A 23590-nucleotide genomic window follows, 5' to 3' on the forward strand; every position below is an offset into this window, starting at 1 on the left:
AATAGAAATAAGACAAAAGACTCTAAATACTCCTCTATTCTATCATCTTGATTCGTGATTCTTTATTCTTTTTTATTTCCTCAAAAAACAATTCATCTTCCTCAAAAGCGGTTCCTATGACTACTAAATCTGCTCCTGAATTATAGGCATTTTTTAATTGTTCATTGTTTCTTATACCTCCTCCAACTATCAATGGAATTTCCAATTCCTGCTTTACCAAACTAATTATTTGGTTTGTTACAGGCACTTTTGCGCCACTACCAGCTTCCAAATATATGAGCTTCATTCCCAAAAGCTCTCCTGCTTTTGCGGTGTCAATAATTTCTTGAATCCGCTCTCTTGGTATTGGTTTTGTTCCAGTTACTTTTTCAACGGCTGTTTCTTTGCCATTTTCAATCAATAAATAACCTGTCGGAATCACTTCAAGGTTAGTTTTCCTTAATTTCGAAATAGCTTCAACATGTTTCCCAATTAAATACTCTGGATTTCTTCCAGAAATTAAACTTAAAAACAATAATGCGTCCGCTTTATTTGTAATTTGAGTGACATCTCCTGGAAATAAAACTATGGGGAGATTTGTATTCTTTTTTATTTCTGAAACTAAAACTTGAGTGATGTCTTCTTCAACAATACTTCCGCCAACAAAAATATGGGTTGCCACAGATGTGTTTACCTTACTAATAAATTCTTCAACTCTTTCAATTTGAAATTTATCAGGGTCTATTAAAACTGCCAAAAGTTTTTCGCCGTTTTTTATTGAAGCTTGTATGTTTCTGTAAATTCCATTCATCAAGTAATAGCGTAAGCACAAGTAAAGCCTTCAAATTCTAAAAATTTGATATGGTATCTAAATTTTTTGTTTTCATAATCAATCCAAGCCACCGTTTCTGTTTCATTGTCCGAAACTGGAATAACCATACAATGTTTTTTAAAGCTTAGCATAGATGTTCCAAAGAGTTTATATAATGCTTCTTTCACACACCAAATGGCTGTTAATTTTTTGATATAATCTGCTTCATTTTCGTGCAAATATTCGGCCTCATAACCAATAAATTTATGAGCGATAACGGTTATTTTATCTCGCTGCTTTTCAATATCAATACCAATACTCTCATCGCTAACTATAACTGCCGAAAAATGAAACGAGTGGGTGATGGAAATTTGCTTTCCATCTTTTAAATGTGGCTTTCCACAAGCTTCATACATTAAATCAAAATCTGAATACCCAAAAACTTCCAAAAGTTTTCTAACACTTAAAAATCCACGCTGGTGCAATTCGCTCTTCATTCCTAAAACGCGTCTTAAACTTTCTGGTTTTAGGGATACAGATTGAAATAAATCTTCATAAGATTCCTCAATCTTCCAGATTTTAACACTTGTTTTAGGATTTATATTAATAGTTTTATAAAGAGGCATTTAATATTCTGAAAGTTATTACTTATCTTTGCGCAGCCTAAAGTGGCGAACATTTTTGATAAGCGAATTTAACTATTTAAGTCCGAATCCCAAGAATGTTTGGTTTTAAAAAGAAAAATAAAAATTGATATGAGTACAAAAACAATTCCTTATGTGGCTAATAAAGTGAAAGATATGTCACTTGCAGCTTGGGGTAGAAAAGAAATTGAATTAGCCGAAGCCGAAATGCCCGGTTTAATGAGTCTACGTGAAGAATACGGAAATTCACAACCGCTTAAAGGCGCAAGAATTGCTGGTTGCTTACACATGACGATTCAAACCGCCGTATTAATTGAAACTTTGCAAGCTTTAGGTGCCGAAGTGACTTGGAGCTCTTGTAACATTTTTTCAACACAAGATCAAGCTGCTGCTGCTATTGCCGCTGTGGGGACTTCTGTTTACGCTTGGAAAGACATGACCGAAGAAGAATTTGATTGGTGTATTGAACAAACCTTATTTTTTGGTGAGGACAGAAAACCATTAAACATGATTCTGGATGATGGTGGTGATTTAACAAATATGGTTTTAGACCGTTATCCAGAGCTAATTGCTGGTATAAAAGGATTAAGTGAAGAAACCACAACAGGAGTTCACAGACTTTACGAACGTGTAAAAAATGGTACGTTACCAATGCCTGCCATCAACGTGAACGATAGTGTTACAAAATCTAAATTCGATAATAAATACGGTTGTAAAGAAAGTGCTGTTGATGCCGTTCGTCGTGCTACCGATATCATGTTGGCTGGAAAACGTGTGATTGTTTGCGGTTATGGTGATGTTGGTAAAGGTACTGCTGCTTCTTTTAAAGGTGCAGGAAGTATTGTAACGGTTACTGAAATCGACCCGATTTGTGCTTTACAAGCAGCTATGGATGGTTTTGAGGTCAAAAAATTAGAAACTGTTATTGCCACTGCCGATATCATTATTACTACCACAGGCAACAAAGATATTGTTCGTAGCGAACATTTTGAAGCTGTAAAAGACAAAACCATTATTTGTAATATTGGGCATTTTGATAATGAAATCGATATGGCTTGGTTGAACAAAAATCATGGTCATACTAAAAATACCATCAAACCACAGGTTGATAAATATACCATTAACGGAAAAGATATTATCATTTTAGCGGAAGGCCGTTTGGTAAATTTAGGTTGCGCTACGGGTCACCCAAGTTTTGTAATGAGTAATTCATTTACAAACCAAACCTTGGCTCAAATTGAACTTTGGACCAATAGTGAAGCTTACGGAAACGACGTGTATATGTTACCAAAACATCTTGATGAAAAAGTAGCAAGATTACATTTAGCTAAAATTGGTGTTGAGCTTACCGAGCTTAAACCAGACCAAGCAGACTATATTGGTGTAAGTGTTCAAGGACCTTTTAAACCCGAGTATTATAGATATTAAACATTTAGAACGCTGCGCTTTCATATTGTTAGAGTGCTGCGCTTTTAGATATTTTAAAACCCTTGCAGAGATGTGAGGGTTTAATTTTTCAATAAAAATCATTAAATTCCATTGATTATGGAATACAAAGAGCCTAAAATAATAGTCCCGCGTTTTAACGAAGCTTCTGGTTTTTACACTACTAAAAAACGCTCTAAAATAATGAGCAAAATTAAAGGCATAAACTCCAAGCCAGAATTGTTGTTTCGTAAAGCTTTGTGGGCAAAAGGGATTCGCTATAGAATTAATAATAAAACACTTCCTGGGAAACCCGATATTTCCATAAAAAAATACAAATTAATTATTTTTATTGATGGAGAATTTTGGCATGGTTACAATTGGGATGAGCGAAAGGAAACCTTAAAAAGCAATCGCGATTTTTGGATTCCAAAAATAGAACGCAATATGCAACGCGACAAGGAAGTGAATCAAGAACTACAAGATATGGGGTATATGGTTTTCAGATTTTGGAGCAAGGAAATCCAAACTGAATTAGGCAAGTGCATTAATGATGTGTTGGTTTATATTAATACGGGAACTATAAATTAACCATTTGAATCAATCCACCAAATCCTCTTCAAAATACCACCACAAACTAGAATCTATACTCGCTTTCATTTTATTAATATCAATACCATCTTTTAAAAAAATAGTAAGGCTTTCATTACTTCTATTTTGAGCAACGGTTTCCCTCACTTCAATAAAATCAATCTCATTAAAACTTTCTAAATGATGCTTGATTTTCATATCTAGAGACTCATCACTCAAATAAACTTGAATGGTTTGAGCACTTGGGGTATTTCTAATTTCTGATCTAAAAGGTTCCATAAAGCTATTGATTTAATTAAAAACACTGTTTTGTAATAGCCTAAGTTACTAATTTATTGAATGAAAGTCAATTAAAATAACCCTAAATTAATTACATAAAATTTTTTTATCACAAACCAACGGAATCATAAACTACAACACGTTCCCACAAATGCTGTGATTCTTCAACAAATTTTACGTGCGCTGGTTCTTTTTGATATTTATCTTGAATGTCTTTTGAAGGAAATGTTAATATCAAAGAATAAGTGAAACTGCCATCCACAACATCTCGGGAGGTACCTGCTGGCTCGCCAATAAACTTGGTTTTGGCGTATTCACTTTTAGACATGAAATTTTTAAGTGAAGTTAAAAACGCTTTTTTGTCTTCTGCGCTATTTGGATTTTTTAGCCAAAAATAAACAACATGGGTAAAATGATGATCGAATTCGGGGTTTGGTTCTTGTGCTTGTATTTCAGAAACATTCATAATTAATAAAAATATTAAACTAGCTTTTAAAATGGATTTCATAATCTATGCTTTTCGGTTCATTCAAAAATACAATAATTTCATTTTGAAACCAGTAAATAAATCCATGGATAAAAACTAAAAACCCTTTCTACAATTAGAAAGGGTTCAAATATTCATAAAATTAGTATTTAATCGTTTAATCCTAATTTGCCCAAATCGTGGAAAAAGAAGTTCATTTCATCATTCATGGATACAAACAATCCGTTAGGGAATTTACTTCCCAAAGAAACGGTTGTCACATCACAACCATCGGTTTCAATAGTTCCCAAATTAAGTTCCTTTATAAACGCATTGGTTTCTAAATTGAAAATATTAAAGGTATGTGCTTGTTGGTTAGATACGATTAAATAGCCTTTATCTTGATACTTAGCAATAGCAATGCCTTCTATATCATCTTTAAAATGCTCGCCACCAAAAAGGGCTATTTCTACATCGCCTTTAGTTGGATTGGCATGGTATTTTCTGATACCAACGCCTTCATCTGAATAGTAAACAAATCCAGCCTTATGATCAACCGCTATGGCTTCTATTTCCTTTTGTCCGCTAAAATTGCCTACTTTTCTAAGTAAATTGGCTTTAACGCCTAATGAATCAGACACGAGTTCGTATTGATACAAATACCCTTTTGTTGGTCCGTTTTTTCTACTAACAAAAACTGAGATAGCGCCTGTTTCTGGATTTTTATAAAAGGACACTCCCATGGGTCGTTTCATTTCAATATTGGTTTCATCTTCAAAAACCTTAAATCCACCATTATCCAAAGGTGTCATATCTGGTACTGAAAACAAGCGAATTTGATGTTTTTCCCTTTCAGAAAACACCATAAGATCGGTTTCTGTGGAATCATTCAACTTAAAACCATATGCCACATCCACATTATTTGGATAGCTGATGTTGGTTAGGCTTTTTTCTTTTATGATTTTTCCATCTAAATCAAAAGCATACACGCCGCCATTAATTTCATCTTTATCCGTTCCAAAAACAATGCTTGCTTCTGGGTTGTTTTTATTTATCCAAATAGCAGGATCATCGGTGTCGTGTGGTGTTTTTTCAGTAATGGTTGTTGCGACAATTTCCGGTAATTTACTGGCGCACGACAACAACAAAACCGTGATTCCAAAAACAATATTTATTTTTATTTTATTCATGTTGCTTCTTAGTTTTTCTTAAACAAATCATACTTTAAACCAAAGGTTAAGCGTCTGCCATAATATTCCATTTGCATGGTTCTGGATTTCTCACCTTGAAAATAACGCAAAGGCTGATTGGTGATATTATTTAAATCTACGTATAAACTTAAGTTTTTATTTATTGAAATATTGGCATTGAAGTCTAAAAAGAATTGCTCATCATAATATCTGTCTTCAAAAGCACGTCCACCAATTTCATCTACATAAGAATCTGAATAATTTCCAGATAAACGTAAACTTAAGTTTTTAGTTGCATATCCTAAAGAAGCATTAAACATATTAGGTGCTGTTTGTGGCAAGTCTAAATCGTTACGCTCTTCACCATCCTCATTTTTAATGCCTTTGGCATCAGATGTTAAATACGTATAATTTAAATAAACACTTAAGTTTTTTGCAAACCCTGGTAAAAAATCCAATTGACGCTGAAATGAAAATTCGGCACCAAGTATAGTAGCACCTTCACCATTTAATGGTTGATATACTTCGTAACCATTGGTGTCTTCAGATTGACTTGTATATACAAAATCTTTAATGTCTTTATAGAATGCACCAGCAGACAAAATCCCAACGGATTTAAAATAATGTTCTGCCATCACATCAAAATTCATGGATGTTGTTGGTTCTAACTCCGAATTACCTAAATAAATTTCTTCGTCTTCATTGTTAATTTCCCTAAAAGGCACTAAATCTACATAATTTGGTCTCGCCAACGTATTTGTCCATGCAAAACGCAACACGGTATTATCTGATGCATCTAATTTTAAATGCAAGCCCGGTAAAATGTTTGTGTATGAACTCTCGTCCTTTAATTCGTTTGTTCCTGCGAAATCGCCATCAACATCAAAAATCAATTCATTTCCAATGCTATTTATTTTGGTGTGTTCTAACCTTACACCCACTAACATGCTTAAATTATTAGATAGTTTTTGGTTAGTCATCGCGTAACCTGCAAATACATTTTCATCCACATCAAAGTTTGCTGTTAAGTATTCTTCTGGTAACACTTCTGATTCAAATTGAGCGACATTATTTAATTGTAAACTTCCTAAAAACTCAGGAGTTGCAAATGCGCCAACAGCATATTGTCTTCCTGCTAAAAAATTAATATCTGAATAATCGCGTGTTGGCACACTACCTAATGATTCAAAATCAGTACTCTCAGGGCTATATTCAGTAAAATCGTTTTCTCTATTTTTGTTTTTCAATCGAGCCCTTACTCCAAATTTTAAAAAACCATCTTCTTGTTGAAAGAGATTTAGTGGTAATTTGAAGTTAGTAAATAAATTAAAATCTTTTTCTTCTGTATATTGATTTTCTTCTGTTAGCTCACCAAATTCAAAATTACTGAAATCAGCATCAGCTATGTTTAACGGTGAAAATGATGGTTTACGTTGGCTATTATTGAATATCACATCATATTCACTTTCATAAGTTAAATAACGTTCGTTTAAACGTTCTTCAGACGCTTTTGCGAACGAAGCCATCCAATCTATTTGCAAGGTATTGGCTAAATGCTCGCCACCCAAACTAAAGTTGAACATACGTTGGTCTTCTAAACGTCTGTTTTGATTACGGCTATTATCAATACCTCCTTTGGTTTGTCTTTTAGCTTCTACAGGAAATGATGTTAAATATCCATTTCCATCCACTGTAAAATCGCCAGGAGCAATATCTTCACCATCTAAAATTTCATGCTCTAATCGAAATCTGTTTTCACGATCATCTCTCCAATTATAAATAGATTTGAAAAAGAGGTTATTGTTATCATTTAATTTATAATCGAAATTTGCCGAAAAACTGCGACGAATACGTTGCACCAAATACTCTCTAATTTCAGATACTTTAGCATAAGGTTTTACATCTACTGTTTGTAAATTATCTTCATCATCAAAGGCGTTGTATTCAAACTTATCTTCCCATTCTGCTTCCACGTTATCACTTCCAAAATCAGTATCATTAAAAGACGCCGAAAGCATATAGCCAAATTTTCCGTTTTTTGATTTATCACCTAATAAAAAAGACCCATTTAGTATTCTTTTGTTAGTAATATAACTTACTCCAGAACCCGCAGTTGCTGATAAGCGAAATCCTTGTGGCGATGTTCTTGTTATTAAGTTTACCGAACCTCCCAAAGCATCAGCATCCATATCTGGTGTCACGGCTTTACTGACTTCTACTGTTTGAATCATGTCGGCAGGAATTAAATCCATTTGAACATTTCTGTTATCGCCTTCTGCGGATGGAATACGACTACCGTTTAATGTTACCGAATTTAATTGTGGAGATAAACCACGAATGATAATATTACGTGCCTCCCCTTGATCAACTTGCATGGTAATACCTGGAATACGTTTTACGGCATCACCAATATTGGCATCTGGGAATTTACCAATTTGGTCTGTTGAAACGATATTGGTAATATTTTGCTTGTTTTTTTGAATGTTTAAAGCTCTTGCTTGACCACCTAAAGAATAGCCGGTGATTTCAACTTCGTCCAATTCGGTGTTTGTAGAACGTAAGGTCACATTTATACTTATGGTTTCTGAACTTGACACCACGGCCTCTTGTTTAAAATCTGTGTATCCTAAATATCGAATTAATAAATGGTAGGTGCCTTCTGGAATATCAACTATGGTAAAATTTCCATTAAAGTCAGAAACAGCGCCTTTTTTTAGTTCTTCTATTAGTATAGTTGCCCCAGGTACAGCGATGCCGTTTTCATCTGCTATAACTCCTTTTATATTTCCATTTTGCGCAAAAGTTGCTAATGAAAATAAGAACGTAACACATAATAATACGTAGTATTTTTTCATGATTGCTTTTATTGATTAGTTATTGGCGAAATAACAAAATAGCTCAACAAAGCATTTTAAACAATTTTTATCTTACCGTTAAATTATTAAAGGAAAAACACCCTAGTTTGCAATTAATTAACATTTTATAAATATTTAAGAAAAGATGTTTTTTTGAAATAAAAAACCCTTCCTGTAAACAGAAAGGGTTTTAAATACGTTAAAAGAAAAATTTCTTAAACCTCAAAAGGCTCAATAGAAACATAAGATTTGTTATCTTTTCTTTTTGTAAATTTTACAACGCCATCAACATAAGCGTGTAATGTGTGATCTTTTGAAGAATATACATTCTCACCTGGATGGTGTGTGTTTCCTCTTTGTCTTACGATAATGTTTCCAGCTATTGCAGCTTGACCACCAAAAATCTTAACCCCTAAGCGTTTTGATTCTGATTCTCTACCGTTTTTAGAACTTCCGACTCCTTTTTTATGTGCCATTGTCTTAAGCTTTTATATTGTTAAACTTAACGGTTAGCTTATTCAGCTTTACCGCCATTTAATTCATCTTGCCATTTTTTTAGCTCATCCCATTTACCATCGGCAGCTAATTGTGCTTGTGCTGGCCAAGTATCTGTTACGTGATTTCCACGAACATCTGCAATAATTTCGGCAATCTTAGCAGCATCAGTTTTTGCTAATTGAGCAAAAGTTGTGATCCCTGCCTCTGCCAATGTTTCAGCAATTTTAGGACCAATACCTTCCACTTTTTTCAAATCATCTGCTTTAGATGGAGTAGCCTTTTTAGCAGTTGGTTTAGTTTCTGCTTTTGGTTCTGCTTTTTTCTCAGCTTTTGCTGGTGTCGCTTTTTTAGCTCCTGAAGCAGCAATGCTTTCAATGATGATTTCAGTTAAAGATTGACGGTGACCATTTTTAACACGGTATCCTTTACGTCTTTTCTTTTTGAAAACGATAACTTTATCACCTTTAAGGTGCTTAATGACTTTTGCTCCTACTTGAGCTCCGTCTATAGCTGGGGCGCCTACAGTTACATTGTCACCATCACCAATAAGAAGAACATTATCAAAAGCAACTTGCTTTCCTTCTTCGGTTTGTAAACGGTGAACAAAAACTTTTTGGTCTTTTACAACTTTAAATTGTTGCCCTGCTATCTCTACAATTGCGTACATAGCGTAACGTTTTATTAATTAATTTTGTTCAAAAATGAGTGCAAATATACTGCTAATTAATTAAACTGCAAATGTTTTATTTGTTTTGAATAATATTTCTGCTGTTTTTAAAAAGTTGCATGCAGGTAAGTGTTAAAACAACTGTAGATGCTAGTCCTTCTATTAGAATTATGAAAACTAAAATACCACTTCCATAATCAAAATCAGAAAACCAATTTTTAAGTAGATTATTGGTAAATACAGTATCTATATAAAACATATAAATACACATAAAAGCAGCAAATAAAATGGTTGCGATAAATCCTGTTGAAAGCCCTGTTTTAAAACCGCTACCATAATCAAATTCAGTCCCGCTAGCACTTTTATGGTTTTTAATCGCTATGTAAATAGCATATCCCACAATAGGCCCGTTCAATATTCTAAACCATGGGTTATTATTAAGCCCTATTAATTTTAATGCTAAAAAATATATGATTAAGGTAAGTGCTGTAAAAATACCATATTTAAGTGCTACGGATGCAGAAGATTTCATAATACAAAATTTTTGAAAATTACCAATCTACTAAAGTTCGTAAAAAAACATGTCTTATAATAATTTTTACCCATTAAATATTTAATAATAAGGTATTTGTCTCTTGAAGTAAAAAGTTAAATATGCAAAGCATAAAGTCTATTTACTTTATTCCTTAACTTTGTTTCAATTAAATTTCAATAAAATGAGACTATTAAAATTTACGCTTACCGCCTTATTTCTGTTGTTTATTGCAATAAGTTGCAAAAATGAAAACAAAGCAACAGCTAATGAAAAATCCCAAATGCAAGAGGTTTTGGCGATTCATGACGAAGTCATGCCAAAAATGGGAATGATTGGTAATTTAATAAGTCAGATTGATGAAAAAATAAAAGAAACCGATTCTACGGAGGCCCTTATAAATGCCAGCCAAGATTTAAAAGATTCCCATAAAGCCATGATGGATTGGATGAAAGGTTTTGGCGAGCGTTTTGATTCTGATGAAATCTTAAAAGGAAAAGCCTTAACGGATGAAAAACAGATGTTTTTAGATGAAGAAGAAGCAAAAATAAAAACACTGCGTGATAAAATGAATTCAAGTATCAAAAATGCTCAAGACCTTTTAAAGTAAATTAGTCATTTATTCTTTCCACTTGACCGTTTCCATAATGTGCTTAATATCTTTTCCTAAATAATTTGCTGCTGGCAAGATAGAATCGTAATTGGGTTTAGCATAAAAATAAAGCGACCCTGTTAAAAAATGATTGATACTATCGGTAACATAAAACTGTGCTTGTGATGCCACATTTCCTTTTAATTCAGAAAACATACCATATACTTTTTTCTCTTTGTTTTCATAAGGGAACACAGGAATTTCATCTGCTTTAATCATATGTTCTGTAGTGAACTTTTGAGCATCGCGCAAAAACGCAATTAAATTATCAGGATTGTTGTCTATGGATTTATAGGTTAAAAATATGGTGCCTTTTAATGATGGGTATTCAATATTAACACCATAACTTTCAGTAGTACTATTTATGGGTTTAGCCGTTATCTTGGTGGCCAATTGATTCACTTCAAAAGAGAATGGCGCCTCCCCTTGAGATTCCAGATATTTTGCCTCTGGATATTCTAACCTTAAATAGGCATTAGGCTTCGGTACAACATTATCGCCGCAAGAAGAACAAACAATAAATAATAAGAGAAAAAAAGTTTTAGTCATTAAGCATAGTTAATTTTACAAGCTTTATTCTTTTTTTATCTAAAGCTTCAATAGTAAAAACGTAATTTTTAAAATTTATTTTAGTACCCTGTTTAGGAAAACTTCCTAAGATTTCTAAAACAAAACCAGCAACGGTTTCTGCCTCTCCTTTATGATTTTCAAAAATGTTGGTTTCTTCAATTTTTAAAATTTTATAAAAATCCTTTAAAGCAGTTTTGCCATCAAAAATATAGTTATTTTCATCTAATTTTGAATAGGTCACATCTTCGTCATCAAACTCATCACTAATATCTCCTACTATTTCTTCAATAATATCTTCTAAGGAAACCAATCCAGACGTGCCTCCATATTCATCAACCACAACCGCTAGATGTACTTTTTTATGCTGAAATTCCGCCATTAAATCATCCAGTTTTTTCTTTTCAGGAACAAAAAACGGGTCACGCATTAAGCTTGTCCAATCAAATTCTTCCCTATCTATATAAGGCAATAAATCTTTAACATAAAGTATCCCAACGATTTGATCAATATTATCTTTAAAAACAGGAATTCTTGAATAACCATTTTCGATTATTTCTGGCATAATCTCTGAATATTTTTGGTCAATGTTGAGTGCAAAAATGTCTATTCTTGGTCGCATAACCTGTTTGGTATCTGTATTTCCAAAAGATACGATGCCTTGCAATATTTTTTGTTCCTCTTTTGTAGTATCGTGCTCACTTGTTAATTTAAGGGCATGCGATAGTTGATTGACATTTAAATTGGTTTTTTGCTTTCCCAGTTTTTTATGGATTACTATGGTGAAGCTTCGCATAGGCAAACTTAAAGGAGACAAAACCACATCTAAAACACTCAATGGATACGCCATGAATGTGGCAAATTTCAATTTGTTTCTACTAGCATATATTTTTGGTAGAATTTCCCCAAACAACAATATGAAAAAGGTAACAATAACAACTTCTATAAAGAATCTTAGAATGGGAGATGCAATGCCTACAAATATAAAACCTCCCAAATAAGCAAATAGAATAACGATAGATATATTTATAAAATTATTAGCAACAAGAATAGTAGCTAATAATTTTTTGGGGCGTTCTAAAAGTTTTGAAATGATTTGAATACGCTTGGATTTCTTATCAAGTCCATCTTCAATATCGGTTTTGGTAAGGGAGAACATAGCTACTTCGGCACCAGAAATAAGTGCAGAACACGCTAAAAGCAGAAACATCAAAATAAAACCAGTGACAATTGAAAAGTCAACGGTCATAATCAACAATTTAAAACTCGGGGGGTCGGGGTCCAAATATTTTGGTATTAGTTAAACAAATAAAAGTAATTCAAATATAATTTAAAAAGGCAAATCATCCTCTTCATCTTCAATAGGAGGCTCATTAACCTTGTTTTTTACTGGTTCAGGTTTTGGCATCGTTACACTATTGGATGTTACATTACCTTCACTTTCTTTTTTGGTGGTTAAAAAAGTAAAATCCGTACATTGAATTTCGGTAGAATACCTATCTTGCCCATTTTCATCCTGCCACTTTCTGGTTTTCAATCTACCTTCAATATAAACCTTGTCGCCTTTACTTAAGTACTTTTCACATATTTCAGCGCCTTTATTTCTCACTACAATATTGTGCCATTCGGTATTTGTGATACGCTCATTAGTTTGTTTGCTTATGTAGGTTTCATTTGTTGCTAACGGAAAACGACCAACGCAACCGCCACCTTCAAAATAATGCATTTTCACTTCATCGCCTAAATGCCCAATCAGCATTACTTTATTTAATGTCCCAGACATAATTGTTTTATTTATTGATAGCAAAATTACTCAATTGCCCATCATTTTTTTAAAATTAGTAAAAAATTATGATTGCCAATATATTTTTTCTACTGAAAATTAAAGGTTTCAATAAAATTTCCTATCACGATAGGCACAGCATAATTACGAACTTCGCTTATGGGAATGCCATTAGCCAATGGTGCATTTATGGTTACAATCCAAAATTTAGTGTATAAATGTTGGTGAGATAGTTTATGGATTATTGTGTCTTTATTATATAGTGAAACTTCAAAAGGGATTTTTTTCAATAAATGATGCTGTTTAATTAGTTGATTGAAAGTTTCATAATTCACCTCATGTTCTGTTTCAATTAATGGAAATTGATACAAATTCTGCCAAATACCTTTCTCTTTTCTTTTTTCCAAAACAGTCTTGTTATCTTCTGACACTAAGACCAAAAAATTAAAATATTTCTTCTTTGCCTTAGCGGCTTTAATCTTAACAGGTAATTCTGAAACTCGATTGTTTTTTAAAGCTACACAACTATCTTGAAAAGGACAAACTACACAATTGGGATTTTGAGGTTTGCATTGTAAGGCACCAAATTCCATAATGGCTTGGTTAAATTCCGCAGGGTTATTTTTATCTATAAGTTGATGCGCCAATTGTTTAAATTCATTAGCACCTTTGCTTGAGTTTATGGGTGTATCGATACCAAAATAACGGGACAGTACTCTGTATACATTCCCGTCAACAACAGCCTCTGGTTCGTTGAAGCAAATGGAAGCTATGGCACTTGCGGTATAATCACCTACACCTTTTAGCTTTAACAACTCCTGGTAGGTATTTGGGAAAACACCGTCAAGTTCATCAACGATGTACTTCGCCGTAGCGTGTAAATTTCTTGCTCGGGAATAATAACCTAAGCCTTGCCATAATTTTAAAACCTGGCTTTCTTGCGCATTGGCAAGATGAAAAATGGACGGGAACTGCTTTAAAAACGCTTCATAATAAGGCAGACCTTGAACAATTTGGGTTTGTTGCAATATGATTTCTGATAACCAAATGTAATAAGGGTTACTAGTTTGCCGCCAAGGAAGCTCTCTCTTATTGTTTGAATACCAACTAATTAAGGTTTTTGAAAATATCATGGACTCATTATATCGAGCAAACAAAAATAAACGTTTATAATCTTAAATTTTAATGAATTAGGTTTGAAATATTGAATTTTTAATTCCTATATTTGCATCCCTTTTAAATATATAATAACCAAAATAAAATATTAAAAATGACGAAGGCTGATATAGTAGCAAAAATTTCTGAGAAATTAGGAATTGAAAAAGGAGATGTTCAAGCAACTGTTGAAACATTTATGGAAGAAGTAAAAACTTCATTAGAAAGTGGAGATAATGTTTACCTAAGAGGTTTTGGTAGCTTCATTATTAAAACAAGAGCAGAAAAAACAGGTAGAAATATTTCTAAAAATACCACTATTAAAATTCCTGCGCATAATATCCCTGCGTTTAAACCTGCAAAAGTTTTTGTTGAAGGTGTTAAAGGTAGTGTTGAAGTAAAATAACGCATTAAAATAAATTATTAATCAAAAAATATACTATTTATGCCAAGTGGTAAAAAACGTAAAAGACATAAGGTTGCAACGCACAAGCGTAAAAAACGTAGACGCGCTAATCGTCACAAAAAGAAAAAATAATTCGAAGAAGTAGTTATAACAAACTACTTTTTTCGATTTAAAAAAACGCTCTTTGAAATGAGGTTTTGAAACGTATTAAACTTTTACGTGAATTAATCTCCACGGACTTAAAAAATCCTGTGAAATACCTTAACCAAATATTTGATAAAATTCGATATTGTTCAATTTAAGGTATTCAATCTGACTGTTGAAAAACAATATCAATGATCAGATTAAAAAATAATGTATAATCCATCTGTACGGTTTGGTTGTTCGTTGTTAGTTGTTGGTCGTTGGTTGATCGTTCTAAAGCTTTAAAACTTTTTTACTTTCTACTGTAGCTTTTAACTTTTAACTTTTAACTTAAAAAGTATGGATAAAAATTAACTCAATGGATAAAGAATTGATCATTAGATCTAGTTCCGAGCATGTTGATTTTGCCTTATTAAAAGATGGAAGACTTATTGAATTACAAAAAGAAGAAGGTGGTAACAACTTTTCTGTTGGTGATGTGTTTATAGCCAAAATTAGAAAATCTGTTCCTGGTTTAAATGCTGCATTTGTTAATGTAGGTTATGAGAAAGATGCATTTTTGCATTATCATGATTTAGGGCCAAAGCTCCCTTCCCTTTTAAAATTCACAAAAAATGTAAGCGCAGGTAAACAAAAAGATTTCTCTTTAAAAAATTTCCCATTTGAAAAAGATATTGATAAAGACGGCAAAATTGCCGATGTCTTAAAATCAAATCAATCGCTATTGGTACAAATAGTAAAAGAACCCATATCAACCAAAGGCCCAAGGGTAAGCTCCGAGCTTTCCATTGCCGGAAGATATATTGTTTTAGTGCCTTTTTCCAACCGTATTTCCATTTCTCAAAAAATAGAAGACAAAGAAGAAAAAGACCGGTTAAAACGATTGGTAAAAAGCATAACGCCGCCGGGGTTTGGCATTATTGTACGCACTGTAGCACAAGGCAAAAAAGTAGCCGAACTAGATAAAGATTTACAAAATTTGCTAAGTCGTTGGACTGCAATGTGTAAAAAACTTATTAAAGCACACCATCCAAGTAAAGTATTGGGAGAAATGAATAAAGCCTCGTCCATTTTACGAGACATATTTAATGATACCTTTACAAGTATTCATGTTGATGATGAAGAGCTTTATTATCAAATAAAAGATTATGTGCAGGAAATTGCACCAAATAAAGAATCAATAGTTAAATTGTATCAAGCAAACGTTCCAATATTCGAAAAATTCGGGATTGAAAGACAAATAAAAACCTCTTTCGGTAAAACCGTATCTATGGCAAAAGGCGCCTATTTAATTATAGAGCACACCGAAGCACTACACGTTATAGATGTAAATAGTGGCAACAGATCTAACAAAGCCAATAACCAAGAGGATACAGCACTAGAAGTTAATATCATCGCTGCTACAGAAATAGCCCGACAATTACGCTTGCGTGATATGGGAGGCATTATTGTAATCGATTTTATAGATATGACTAATGCCGATAATAGGCAACAGCTCTTCAACCACCTTCGTGATGAAATGAAGGATGATAGAGCAAAACACAAAATATTGCCTCCTAGCAAATTTGGATTGATACAAATTACCAGACAACGCGTTCGGCCAGAAATGAACATTGAAACCCGCGAGGAAAATCCGGACGGAGTTATTAATGGCGCTGATGTTGAAGCTCCTATAGGCATTGTGCCAAAAATAACGCACGACCTAGAGCAACTATTTAAAAAAGACTATAAAAAGCTGACTTTAAACACACATCCTTTTATAGCAGCCTTCTTAACAAAAGGTTTTCCATCAATACGTTCAAAATGGTTTTTTGAACACAAAAAATGGGTTAAAGTTTTACCAAGAGACGCTTACACATATTTAGAATACCACTTTTTTGATAAAAATGGTAATCAAATAAAATAATTAAAACCCGCTACTTTTAAAAAGTTAGCGGGTTTTTGTTTTTTAAAAAATGGATGCTAAATATCAAGTCGCAGGATTAGGAATCACCGCATGCACCTCATTAATTTGTTTCAATACCTCATCACTTAAAGTAATATTTATACTTTCTATATTTTCTTTAAGCTGTTCTAAATTGGTTGCTGCCACAATATTACTGGTTAAAAAAGGCTGTTGGTTTACAAAAGCCAATGCCATTAGCGCCAATGATAATTCATTATTGCCTGCAATTTCCATATAACGTTTGGTGGCTTTAACACATTGCTCACTGCTGTAACGCGCCATATGTGGGAATAAATTTAATCGGGAGTTTGGGTTTGCCGTACCATTTATATATTTACCTGTGAGCATTCCAAACGCTAAAGTTGAATAAGATAATAACCCAATATTTTCTCGATGTGAAATCTCGGCAATGTCACCTTCAAACGTTCTGTTAAGGAGTGAATACGAATTTTGAATGGTAATCATTTTTGGTAAGTTATGCCTTTTGTGTTCTTCTAAAAAACGCATGGTTCCCCAAGCTTTTTCATTGGACAAGCCAATATGCCTGATTCTGCCTGCCTTTATTTGTTTATCCAAAGCATGTAGCACTTCATTAAAATTATCCTTCCATGAATCTTCTGGATCGTGTTTATAATCCCTAATTCCAAACGTATTGGTTAGGCGTTCTGGCCAATGCAGTTGATACAAATCAATATAATCGGTTTGTAAGCGTTTCAATTCCTTTTCAATGGCATCGTTAATGGAATCTGGACTAAAACCATCTTTACGGATATGCGCTACATAATTGCTTGTTCTCCCAACTATTTTACTGGCTAAAATAACCTTATCTCGGTTTCCTGTTTTTTTTAACCAAGCACCTATTATTCTACTGGTTTTACCACTTGTTTCTGGTCTTGCTGGTACGGGATACAACTCGGCCGTATCAATAAAATTAATCCCTTGTTCAAAAGCATAATCTAATTGCTCATGTCCGTCAGCCTCTGTGTTTTGTTCGCCCCAAGTCATGGTACCTAAACAAATTTTACTGACTTTAATATTGGTGTTGGGTAGTGTTGTGTATTTCATGTTAGATTCTTAGAATGCTCCGCATTTAGATGCTTAGACCGTTTAGATGACAGCTAAAGATAAAAAAACCTTTCAAGTAGAAAAAACTTGAAAGGTTTTAAATTATAGTAGTTCTATTTTTGGATTTCCCCCTATCAGGATTCGAGGGAAATCGAAGATTCGACGAAAGTCAATGGCAAAATTTTTAGTTTTCGCTTAACAACTTAGAAAGCTCGTCCAATTTAGGCGTTAAAATAACTTCTATACGTCTGTTTTTTGCTTTCCCCTCTGGAGTGCTGTTGGTAGCTATAGGGGCATATTCACCACGACCAGCAGCTGTTAAGTTTTCTGGATTTATGGAAGCATTCTCCCTCAATATATTAACAATGGAGGTAGCACGTTTGGTAGATAAATCCCAGTTGCTTGTTAATTGTCCGCTACCTTGATACGGCACATTATCAGTATGGCCTTCAATTAGAACTGCAATGTCTGGATTCTCGCCTAAAACACTTCCTAATTGTTGCACAGCTCTTCTACCTTCTGTACCAACTGCCCAACTTCCAGATTCAAACAACAATTTATTTTCCATCGAAACATAAACTTTTCCATCGCGTTGTTCAACGGTTAATCCTTTGCCTTCAAAATCGGTTAAGGCCCTGGAAATTGCATTTTTTAAAGCTGTCATAGCAGCATCTTTATCTGAAATCACTTTTTCTAATTCAGCAACTCTGTTTGAACGGTCTGCCAATTCTCTTTTAAGAGCTTCCAAACGCGCATTTTCGGTAGCAAGGGCTTTTTCTTTAGCTTCTAGCTCAGCCAATAATTCTCTGTTCTTTTTGGTATTTGCAGCAATGGCAGCAGAGCTGTTTGTTTCCAAAGCATCGTAAGACGCTTTTAAGGCATCATAATTTGCTTTTGTAGCATTAAAATCATTTTGCAATCTATCACGGTCGGCTACAGCTTGGTCATACTCAGATTGTAGTTTTTTCAATTCATTTTCAGCGGCTGTTTTTTCATTTAAAAGTACTTCATTATCGTCTGAAAGTTTTCTGTTTTCAGATTTTAAATCGGCGTATTTAGCTTCCAAATCTTTATACACTTTAGGCGATACGCATGATGCAGCAAACAATAGTGTTAATGCTACCAATGAAAGTTTTTTAATCATTTTGTTTGGGTTGTTGATTTATAAATTAATTCTCAATTTCTATTAAAATGGGGCAATGGTCGCTATGAACGGCATCCGATAATATAACGGCTCTTTTTAATTTTTCTTGTAACGGTTTTGTAATCATGGCATAATCCAATCGCCAACCTTTGTTGTTAGCTCGAGAATTGGCTCTGTAACTCCACCATGTATAATTATGAGGTTCTTTGTTAAGATGTCGGAAAGAATCAATGAATCCGTTATTGATAAAATTACCAATCCATTTACGTTCCACAGGTAAAAAACCAGATACATTACTCAAACCTTTTGGGTTATGAATGTCAATTTCTTCATGGCAAATATTATAATCGCCACAAATAATAAGATTGGGAATGACTTGTTTAAGCGTATTAATATAATTTTGAAACATGTCCATATATTCAAATTTATGGTCTAGGCGTAAATCATTAGTTCCAGAAGGCAAATACAAACTCATCACTGAAAAGCCATCGAAATCGGCTCTTAAATTTCTACCTTCAAAATCCATCGAAGCAATTCCTGTGCCATATTCTACATGATTCGGTTTTATTTTACTCAAAATGGCAACGCCACTATAGCCTTTTTTTTGGGCACTAAACCAATAATGATATTTATAACCGGCTTCTTCAAAAACATCTAAATCCAACTGCTCTTTTAACGCCTTTATTTCTTGTAAACATATAACATCTGGATTGGCACTTTTTAACCAACCCATAAAACCTTTGTTAATCGCCGAACGAATACCATTCACATTATAGGATATAATTTTCATTTGTTAAAATAAGATTTTCAGCTAAAATAAATAATGCGTTACTTTTACACTATTATTTGTGGGCGGATTTATCAAAATCTATCAACAAAATATTTTAAACTTATTGTAGTTTAAGTACCAATGAGGCACATTGCAGCGATTCTTATTTTTTTAATTGGCTTTTGCGGATTTTCGCAAAACCAACCTTCAAACTATAGAACTAAAAAAGTTGCTGTAAACGATACCATTGTTATTGATAGTGTGAGTATTAATCCTAATTCGTTTTCGATAAAAGACAAAAACAATGTATTGGTAAATTCTGCATTTTACACCATTGATTTTCCTAAAGCTATTTTAATTCTGAAACAGCCTTTGGAAACGGATTCCATTACCATCGATTATTTACGATTTCCAGATTTTTTGACCAAAACCTACAAACAACTCGATGAAAATATTATTGTTGAAAATACCGAGAATCAACAAAAACTCTATAAACTATCACAACCAAACGACACTAAAAATTTTATTCCTTTTGATGGATTAACCACTTCAGGAAGCATTTCCCGTGGCGTTACCGTTGGGAATAATCAAAATTCAGTTTTAAGAAGTGAACTCGATTTACAAATAAGCGGAAAACTAAATGATAAGGTGTCTTTGAGAGCGTCTATTCAAGATGCTAATATTCCTTTACAAGAAAGCGGTTATTCACAACGTTTGGATGAATTTGATCAAGTATTTATTGAATTGTTTAGCGATACGTGGAGCATTCGCGCTGGTGATATCGATTTACAAAATACCAACTCTTATTTTGCCAATTTTTCTAAGCGTGTGCAAGGATTATTTGTAAATACCAAATTTGGTAATGAAGATAGTCAAACCAATGTGTTTGCCGCTGGTGCATTAGTGCGAGGGCAGTTTACAAGAAGCCAATTTACGGCACAGGAAGGCAATCAAGGGCCTTATAAATTACAGGGACAAAATGGTGAACTGTTTGTGCTCATTGTTTCTGGAAGCGAAACGGTTTACGTCAATGGTGTGGTAGTTCAACGTGGTGAAAATAAAGATTATATCATCGATTATAATGCGGGTGAAATTATTTTTAACTCCACATTTCCTATCACTTCTGAAATGCGTATTACGGTAGATTACCAATTTAGCGAACGTAATTATTCGCGGTTGGTAGCTTATGGTGGCGGTCATCATCAAAGTGAAAAACTGAGTTTTGGCGTTTCGGTATATTCTGAAAACGATTCTAAAAATCAACCGCTTCAGCAAAACCTCTCGGAAGAACAAGTTCAAATACTGGCTGATGCAGGCGATGATAAATCGCTTATGGTCGCACCTTCGGGAGTTTTGGAACCTTATAATGAAAACCGAATTCTTTATAAAAAGGAATTCATTAATGGTGTAGAAGCGTATGTGTTTTCAAATAATCCGGAGGACGAATTGTATCGAGTAACGTTTTCCCAAGTCGGTCCAAATCAAGGAAATTATGTATTAAGCAGCATTAATGCCATCAACAATATTTATGAATATGTGGAACCAATTGCTGGTATTCCACAGGGAAATTTCAATCCCATTGTTCAATTAGTGGCACCAACAAAACTTCAAATTGCTGTTTTAAACGGACAATACAATCCGACCGAAAAAACCAATATTCGTTTTGAAGCAGCTGGAAGTAAAAATGATTTGAATTTATTTTCGACTACAGATGATGCCAATAATGATGGCTTTGCAGGAAAACTAAAAATAACACAAACCATTTTTAAAAAAGATAGTCTATGGACTTTAGATGCTTTTGCAGATGCTGATTATATCCATAAGAATTTTAAAACCATCCAACGTTTATACAATGCCGAATTTTCCCGTGATTGGAATATTGATACGCCATTGGGAAACCAACAATTAATTATTACAGGATTGAATTTATTCCATCCAGAAAAAGGAAGCGCGAACTATCATTTCGAACATTTGGAATTCTCTGAAAATTTCAATGGAAACCGTCATGTTTTTAATGCGAATTTGTTCTTGAATAAATTCCAAATCACATCGTATTCCAGTTTTTTAAATGCGGAATCCAACATCAATACCTCAACGTTTTTAAGGTCTTTCAACAGAGTTACTTACAACATGAAAAACAATTGGGTTGGTACCAAACTCGCTATTGAAGATAATGAGCAAACCAATAAATCAACCTCACAATTAACACCATTAAGTCAGAAATTCAAATCTTATGAAGTATTTACTGGTGTTGGTGATAGTTTAAGGGTTTTTGCTGAAATTGGTTATAAATTTAGGGTGAACGACAGTATTAAAAACAATCAATTGCAAAAAGTAAATAGCTCGAATACATTTTACTTAAAGTCGAAACTGATACAAAACACGAATACCAATTTAGCTCTTTATGCCAATTATAGAACGCTTAAAAATGAAGATGAAACCATTGAGGATGAACGTTCCATCAATTCTAGAATTCAATACAATCAAAATCTTTTCAAACAACTTTTACTTTGGAATACCTTGTTCGAAACCAACTCTGGAGCCTTCCCACAACAAGATTTTACATATGTGGAAGTAGAGCCCGGACAAGGCACTTACACGTGGATTGATTATAACAATAACGGCATCCAAGAGTTAGAGGAATTTGAAATTGCGCAATTTCAAGACCAAGGAAAATACATTCGGGTATTATTGCCAAACCGGATTTTTGTAAAAACCCACCAGAATCGGTTTAGCCAAACGGTAACGTTCAATCCGTCGCAATGGGCCGTTTCAGAAGATACATCCGAAAAATTCTGGTCGCATTTTTACAACCAAACCAGTTATTTGATCGATAGAAAAATAAGGCGTGATGGCAATAATTTCAATTTAAATCCTTTTGAAAATGATGCTGATAATCAATTAGGCTTGCAATTAAATTTTAGAAATGTGTTGTTTTTTAATCGTGGCAAGCAGCATTATACAACGTCTTACACCTATTTATCAAATAAATCAACAAACACCTTATCCATTGGGTTTATTGAAAACAGTTTGAAAAGTCACCAATTGAATATCATTCATAAAATAGAAGAAAGTTGGTTGCTGAATTTTCTAACCGCTTTTGAAGCCAACGAAAGCATCAGTGAAAACTTTGCCAGTAAAAATTTTAATTTCAACCAAAACCGTTTTAATCCTAAAATCTCCTATTTACTGGGTGATAATACCCGCTTCGATTTGTTTTATCAATACGCTTCCAAAGACAATACTATTGGTGATTTAGAATCCTTAAAACAACAAAAATATGGCACCTCATTTACATTTGCCAACAATGAAAAAGGTGCCATAAATGGGGAATTTAATTATTTTTCGAATGTGTTTGTTGGAAACCCAAATACGCCCGTAAGTTACCAAATGCTTGAAGGGTTGCAGCCTGGTAAAAATTTTACATGGACTTTGTTGGCACAAAAAAAATTAACTGATTTCTTGGACATAAACTTAAGTTATTACGGTAGAAAAACTGAAACCAGCAAAACCATCCATACAGGAAGCGTTCAATTAAAAGCTTATTTTTAAAAGCTTTATGAGAAATAATCAATCATTTTTCGTAATATTACTTCTAGTATGAGTAAACTAGTTGTCATCATTTATTCTTTTTTGATTCTTTTTCAAAGTTTCAACATTAACATTGAAGACATTTCAAAGTTCAATGCCCTTTTGGAACATGCTCAGTATCACAAAGAAATGTATGGCGACACTTTTTTTGAATTTTTATCTGAGCATTATGGCGATGACATGGTATCGCATGGAAACAAACATAGCGAACATCAGGATTTACCTTTCAAAGACCACCATCATATCCTTTGCCATATTAACACTCCTTTCATACTTACACCACAATTAAACTACGTTATTAATTATCAAGAATTTACAGAAAAACCTGTGATTTTTTTATACAAAGAATCTTTTTCTTCCTTTGAAAAACCATCCGTTTTTCAACCTCCCAAACTAACCTAATTCCTTTTTATATCTTTTTAAACTATTCAA

Annotated in this window: 23 protein-coding genes; 7 read left to right on the forward strand and 16 right to left on the reverse strand. The window is 33.5% G+C overall.

The window, feature by feature from the left end:
• Positions 1–34 precede the first annotated feature (34 nt).
• Both CDH50_RS02125 and CDH50_RS02130 read right to left on the reverse strand, forming a co-directional pair.
• Positions 35–790, reverse strand: coding sequence for a geranylgeranylglyceryl/heptaprenylglyceryl phosphate synthase (locus CDH50_RS02125; protein WP_100610233.1), 756 nt, complete (start codon positions 788–790; stop codon positions 35–37).
• Positions 790–1416: a 4'-phosphopantetheinyl transferase family protein gene (locus CDH50_RS02130; protein ID WP_100610234.1), complete on the reverse strand. Its 627-nt coding sequence runs from the start codon at positions 1414–1416 to the stop codon at positions 790–792. The genes CDH50_RS02125 and CDH50_RS02130 overlap by 1 nt, the downstream gene beginning before the upstream one ends.
• A 129-nt stretch (positions 1417–1545) precedes the next feature.
• Here CDH50_RS02130 and ahcY point away from each other — a divergent pair, with 129 nt between their 5' ends.
• Positions 1546–2862 (forward strand): adenosylhomocysteinase, encoded by a 1317-nt coding sequence (ahcY, locus tag CDH50_RS02135; RefSeq protein ID WP_100610576.1) that lies wholly within the window; start codon positions 1546–1548, stop codon positions 2860–2862.
• A 117-nt stretch (positions 2863–2979) separates the two neighbouring features.
• Positions 2980–3450 carry a very short patch repair endonuclease gene (locus CDH50_RS02140; RefSeq protein WP_100610235.1) on the forward strand — a complete coding sequence of 157 codons (471 nt, stop codon included), beginning with the start codon at positions 2980–2982 and terminating at the stop codon, positions 3448–3450.
• Positions 3451–3459: 9 nt separating this feature from the next.
• On the opposite strand, the gene CDH50_RS02145 is transcribed toward CDH50_RS02140, so the two are convergent.
• The 7 genes from CDH50_RS02145 to CDH50_RS02175 form a co-directional block, all read right to left on the reverse strand.
• Entirely contained in the window at positions 3460–3729 is a 270-nt protein-coding gene (locus CDH50_RS02145) for a hypothetical protein (RefSeq protein ID WP_100610236.1), read from the reverse strand.
• A 109-nt stretch (positions 3730–3838) separates the two neighbouring features.
• Positions 3839–4237, reverse strand: a complete 399-nt coding sequence (locus CDH50_RS02150; RefSeq protein WP_100610237.1) for a Dabb family protein — start codon at positions 4235–4237, stop codon at positions 3839–3841.
• A gap of 128 nt (positions 4238–4365) precedes the next feature.
• The gene (locus CDH50_RS02155) at positions 4366–5385 is read right to left on the reverse strand and encodes a phytase (RefSeq protein ID WP_100610238.1); all 1020 of its coding nucleotides are present in this window, start codon (positions 5383–5385) and stop codon (positions 4366–4368) included.
• Between the two features lie 8 nt (positions 5386–5393).
• Positions 5394–8240, reverse strand: a complete 2847-nt coding sequence (locus CDH50_RS02160; protein ID WP_100610239.1) for a TonB-dependent receptor — start codon at positions 8238–8240, stop codon at positions 5394–5396.
• A 215-nt stretch (positions 8241–8455) separates the two neighbouring features.
• Complete coding sequence (rpmA, locus tag CDH50_RS02165; protein ID WP_100610240.1) at positions 8456–8716, reverse strand: 50S ribosomal protein L27; 261 nt, start codon at positions 8714–8716, stop codon at positions 8456–8458.
• Positions 8717–8754: 38 nt separating this feature from the next.
• Positions 8755–9405 (reverse strand): 50S ribosomal protein L21, encoded by a 651-nt coding sequence (gene rplU / locus CDH50_RS02170; protein WP_100610241.1) that lies wholly within the window; start codon positions 9403–9405, stop codon positions 8755–8757.
• A 76-nt stretch (positions 9406–9481) separates the two neighbouring features.
• Positions 9482–9937, reverse strand: a complete 456-nt coding sequence (locus CDH50_RS02175; RefSeq protein ID WP_100610242.1) for a DUF4199 domain-containing protein — start codon at positions 9935–9937, stop codon at positions 9482–9484.
• A gap of 184 nt (positions 9938–10121) precedes the next feature.
• On the opposite strand from CDH50_RS02175, the gene CDH50_RS02180 reads away from it, so the two are divergent.
• Complete coding sequence (locus CDH50_RS02180; protein WP_100610243.1) at positions 10122–10547, forward strand: hypothetical protein; 426 nt, start codon at positions 10122–10124, stop codon at positions 10545–10547.
• Positions 10548–10556: 9 nt separating this feature from the next.
• Here CDH50_RS02180 and gldD read toward each other — a convergent pair whose 3' ends face one another.
• The 4 genes from gldD to mutY all read right to left on the reverse strand — a co-directional run bounded on the left by gldD (position 10557) and on the right by mutY (position 14072).
• The gene (gldD, locus tag CDH50_RS02185) at positions 10557–11138 is read right to left on the reverse strand and encodes a gliding motility lipoprotein GldD (protein WP_100610244.1); all 582 of its coding nucleotides are present in this window, start codon (positions 11136–11138) and stop codon (positions 10557–10559) included.
• Positions 11131–12441: a gliding motility-associated protein GldE gene (locus CDH50_RS02190; RefSeq protein ID WP_100610245.1), complete on the reverse strand. Its 1311-nt coding sequence runs from the start codon at positions 12439–12441 to the stop codon at positions 11131–11133. Before CDH50_RS02190 ends, gldD begins: the two co-directional genes overlap by 8 nt.
• A 45-nt stretch (positions 12442–12486) precedes the next feature.
• Positions 12487–12939 (reverse strand): single-stranded DNA-binding protein, encoded by a 453-nt coding sequence (locus tag CDH50_RS02195; RefSeq protein WP_100610246.1) that lies wholly within the window; start codon positions 12937–12939, stop codon positions 12487–12489.
• An 89-nt stretch (positions 12940–13028) separates the two neighbouring features.
• Positions 13029–14072, reverse strand: a complete 1044-nt coding sequence (gene mutY, locus CDH50_RS02200) for an A/G-specific adenine glycosylase (RefSeq protein WP_100610247.1) — start codon at positions 14070–14072, stop codon at positions 13029–13031.
• Between the two features lie 137 nt (positions 14073–14209).
• On the opposite strand from mutY, the gene CDH50_RS02205 reads away from it, so the two are divergent.
• Complete coding sequence (locus CDH50_RS02205; protein WP_100610248.1) at positions 14210–14500, forward strand: HU family DNA-binding protein; 291 nt, start codon at positions 14210–14212, stop codon at positions 14498–14500.
• Positions 14501–15002: 502 nt separating this feature from the next.
• Positions 15003–16550 carry an Rne/Rng family ribonuclease gene (locus tag CDH50_RS02210; RefSeq protein WP_100610249.1) on the forward strand — a complete coding sequence of 516 codons (1548 nt, stop codon included), beginning with the start codon at positions 15003–15005 and terminating at the stop codon, positions 16548–16550.
• Positions 16551–16613: 63 nt separating this feature from the next.
• Here CDH50_RS02210 and CDH50_RS02215 read toward each other — a convergent pair whose 3' ends face one another.
• The 3 genes from CDH50_RS02215 to CDH50_RS02225 all read right to left on the reverse strand — a co-directional run bounded on the left by CDH50_RS02215 (position 16614) and on the right by CDH50_RS02225 (position 19588).
• On the reverse strand, positions 16614–17654 hold the full coding sequence (locus tag CDH50_RS02215; protein WP_100610250.1) for an NADP(H)-dependent aldo-keto reductase: 1041 nt from the start codon (positions 17652–17654) through the stop codon (positions 16614–16616).
• 184 nt (positions 17655–17838) lie between these two features.
• Positions 17839–18798 (reverse strand): OmpA family protein, encoded by a 960-nt coding sequence (locus CDH50_RS02220; protein WP_100610251.1) that lies wholly within the window; start codon positions 18796–18798, stop codon positions 17839–17841.
• 25 nt (positions 18799–18823) lie between these two features.
• On the reverse strand, positions 18824–19588 hold the full coding sequence (locus CDH50_RS02225; protein ID WP_100610252.1) for an exodeoxyribonuclease III: 765 nt from the start codon (positions 19586–19588) through the stop codon (positions 18824–18826).
• Between the two features lie 120 nt (positions 19589–19708).
• Here CDH50_RS02225 and CDH50_RS02230 point away from each other — a divergent pair, with 120 nt between their 5' ends.
• Together CDH50_RS02230 and CDH50_RS02235 are read left to right on the forward strand one after the other, a co-directional pair.
• Complete coding sequence (locus CDH50_RS02230) at positions 19709–23119, forward strand: hypothetical protein (RefSeq protein WP_100610253.1); 3411 nt, start codon at positions 19709–19711, stop codon at positions 23117–23119.
• A 48-nt stretch (positions 23120–23167) separates the two neighbouring features.
• Positions 23168–23560 (forward strand): hypothetical protein, encoded by a 393-nt coding sequence (locus CDH50_RS02235; RefSeq protein WP_100610254.1) that lies wholly within the window; start codon positions 23168–23170, stop codon positions 23558–23560.
• The last annotated feature ends 30 nt before the right edge of the window (positions 23561–23590 follow it).

It is taken from the genome of Confluentibacter lentus (genome assembly GCF_002806995.1).
Classification (GTDB): domain Bacteria; phylum Bacteroidota; class Bacteroidia; order Flavobacteriales; family Flavobacteriaceae; genus Confluentibacter; species Confluentibacter lentus.